The organism is Bradyrhizobium sp. INPA03-11B (assembly GCF_040446015.1).
In the GTDB taxonomy this organism is placed as follows: domain Bacteria; phylum Pseudomonadota; class Alphaproteobacteria; order Rhizobiales; family Xanthobacteraceae; genus Bradyrhizobium; species Bradyrhizobium macuxiense_A.
The window spans coordinates 1-3,152 of sequence record NZ_JASGSR010000244.1 but is presented as its reverse complement, the minus strand read 5'-3'; the positions used below and the strand labels follow the sequence as shown (position 1 = coordinate 3,152).

2 protein-coding genes are annotated in these 3,152 nt (G+C 66.1%); both read right to left on the bottom strand.

Translation table 11 applies throughout. From position 1 onward, the window contains the following. Positions 1-267 precede the first annotated feature (267 nt). The gene (locus QMZ05_RS40580) at positions 268-1,986 is read right to left on the bottom strand and encodes an FAD-dependent oxidoreductase (protein ID WP_353705853.1); all 1,719 of its coding nucleotides are present in this window, start codon (positions 1,984-1,986) and stop codon (positions 268-270) included. A 10-nt stretch (positions 1,987-1,996) separates the two neighbouring features. Further along, the coding region (locus QMZ05_RS40575; protein ID WP_353705852.1) for an ABC transporter substrate-binding protein at positions 1,997-3,152 on the bottom strand (1,156 nt) is incomplete at its 5' end.

Sequence of the window (3,152 nt, the reverse complement as noted above, 5' to 3'; positions counted from 1 at the left end):
GGAGCAGCTCTCCGCCGACCTCGATCGATTGTATGCCGCGGCTTTCTCTCGTCATGTGGCCTGTTCACGTTCGCGCTATTGCGCATGGACCGCCGCCGCATGATGCCACGATCGATCCTTGGCGCGCCATATCCACCTCCATCACCGTCATCCTGAGGAGCCGCGGAGCGGCGTCTCGAAGGATGAACGGCCCGGCCGGTGGCCGTCGATCCTTCGAGACGCGCGCCAGGGCGCGCTCCTCAGGATGACGGTGGTAAAGCGCGCGGCTCATGCTGCGCTTCTCTCTTCCTCTGCGCCGGCGATGTGCTTGCCCGCGATGTAGCCGAAGGTCAGCGCGGGGCCGAGCGTGATGCCGGCGCCGGGATAATTGCCGCCCATGATGCTCGCCATGTCGTTGCCGGCGGCATAGAGGCCGGCGATCGGCTGGCCGTCGGCATCGAGCGCGCGGGCGTTGGCGTCGGTCCGGATGCCGGCATAAGTGCCGAGATCGCCGATCACCATCTTGATGGCGTAGAACGGCCCGTGCTGGATCGGCGCGATGCAGGGATTGGGCCCGTGCAGCGCGTCGCCCTGGTAGCGGTTATAGGCGCGCGAGCCCTTGCCGAAGGCAGGATCGCGTCCCTCGGCCGCGGTCGCGTTGAACTCGGCGACGGTCGCCTCGAACGCCCCGGCGTCGATGCCGGCCTGCGCAGCGAGCTCTGCAAGCGTCGCGCCGCGCTTGAGATAGCCGGTCTTCAGATGATGGCCGAGCGGCATCGGGCGTGGCGGCACACAGCCGAGGCCGTATTTGCGCAGCGTTTCGTGATCGCAGACGAGATATGCCGCGATCTCCTCGCCGGGCTTCGCCGCCCTGATCATCGCCTGCACGAAGTCGTGGTAGGAATTGCCTTCATTGGCAAAGCGCTTGCCGTCGGCCATGACAGCGATCACGCCGGGCTTGGCGCGATCGATGAAGTGCGGCATCACGCCCTTCGAGCCGTCCTTGCGCGTGGTGACCGAGACCGGCACCCAGGCCGCTGCATTCGGCAGCGAGTCCTCGACGCGGCCGCCGGCGGATTCCGCAAGCCGCAAGCCGTCGCCGGTATTGCCGGTCGGACCCGGCGAGTAATGCTCCTTGCCGGTCGGCGCATGCGGAAACATCTTCTGCCGCCGCGCGACGTCATGCGGGAAGCCGCCGCAGGCGAGCACCACGCCACTTTTCGCGTTGACGCGGATAGCACGGCCCTCGCGCACGACGACCGCGCCGCGCACCACGCCGTTCTCGACGATCAACTCGCGTACCGGCGAATTGAGCCAGAGCGGGATCTTGAGGTCGAAGGCGGATTTCGCCAGCCGTCCGGCGAGCGCGTTGCCGTTGGTCAACGTCATGCCGCGGCCGTTGCGCATCACGTCGATGGCGTGCTTCGACAGCCGCTTGGCGACATAGGCCGCCGAGGTGATCGACCGCGTCGCGCGCATGAAGTGCACGATCTCCTTGCCGGAGCCGAGCATCATGCCGAACACGGTGAGTTCGGGCAGGGGGCTGCCGAGATTCTTCAGGGCATCGCCGAGCTCGTGGGCGTCGAACGGCCGCGTCACCATCGAGCGGCCACCCTGCGCGCCGCCGGGCGCTTCGGCATGATAGTCCGGGAAGGTCAGCGGCATGTCGAAACGAACTGCGGTCTTCGTCGTGAAGAAGTCGACCGCCTTCGGCCCTTCGGTCAGGAAGGCATCGACGCGCGCGGCGTCAAAGCTGTTACCGGCCTCATGGCGCAGATAGGTTTTGGCCTGGTCGGGGTTTTCTTCGATACCCCAGGCCTTGGCCAGCGAGGTACCGGGGATCCACAGCCAGCCGCCGGAGCGCGCCGTGGTGCCGCCGAACCGCGGCTCCTTCTCGACGACGAGGACCTTCAGGCCGTGATGGCCGGCGGTGACCGCCGCCGACAGCCCGGCGCAGCCGGAGCCGACGACCAGCGCGTCGCAATCATACGTTTCTTCGTTGGCCACGCGATCGATCCTATTTCTTGAGCAGCGGGCACTTCGACTCGGAGACCGGACGGAAGGCGTCCTCGCCCTTCACCGTCTTGATGATGTCGAGATAGTCCCACGGCTCCTTGGATTCCGAGGGCTTCTTCACCTTGGCCAGATACATGTCGCGGATGACGCGGCCATCCTCGCGCAGCTTGCCGCCATGCACGAAGGTGTCCTCGATCGGCAGCTCGCGCATCTTGGCCATCACCTTCTGCGGATCGTCGGTACCGGCCGCCTTGATCGCCTTGAGATAATGCAGCACCGAGCCGTAGACGCCGGTCTGGATCATGGTCGGCATCACGTTGGCGCGGGCGAAGAACTTCTTCGACCATGCGCGGGTTTTGTCGTCCATGTTCCAGTACGACGCCGTCGTCATGTAGGTGCCCTGCGCGGCGTTGAGGCCGATCGCATGCACGTCGGTGTCGAACATCAGGAGGCCGACCAGCTTCTGGCCGCCCTGCACAAGGCCGAACTCGCCGGACTGCTTGATCGAATTGTCGGTGTCCTGGCCGGCATTGGCGAACGCCACCACATCCGCCTTCGAGCTCTGCGCCTGCAACGCAAACGAGGAGAAGTCGGCTGTGTTGGTCGGGTGCCGGACGCCGCCGAGCACCTTGCCGCCCATCTCGTTGATGAAGCGGGTGGCGTCCTTCTCGAGCTGTTGGCCGAAGGCGTAGTCCGCGGTGATGAAGTACCAGGACTTGCCGCCCTCCGCGATCACCGCCGAGGCCGTCACTTTCGACAGCGCGTAGGTGTCGTAGGTGAAGTGCACGGTGTTGGGGCTGCACAGCTCGTCGGTCAGCGAGCTCGCGCCGGGACCGGACAGCAGCGCGATCTTGTTGCGCTCGCGCACCATGTTGTGCACGGCGATCGCAATGCCGGAGTTGGGAATGTCGACGACGGCGTCGACCTTGCCGTTGTCGAACCAGCCGCGCACGATCTGCACGCCGACATCGGTCTTCATCTGGTGGTCGGCGGAGACGATCTCGATCGGCTTGCCGAGCACGGTGGGGCCGAATTCCTCGACCGCCATCTTGGCCGCCTCGACCGAGCCTGGGCCGGAATTGTCGCGGCCCCAGCTCGACAGGTCGGTCAGCACCCCGATGCGCACGACGTCGTCGGAAACCTGGGCATGCGCGGCC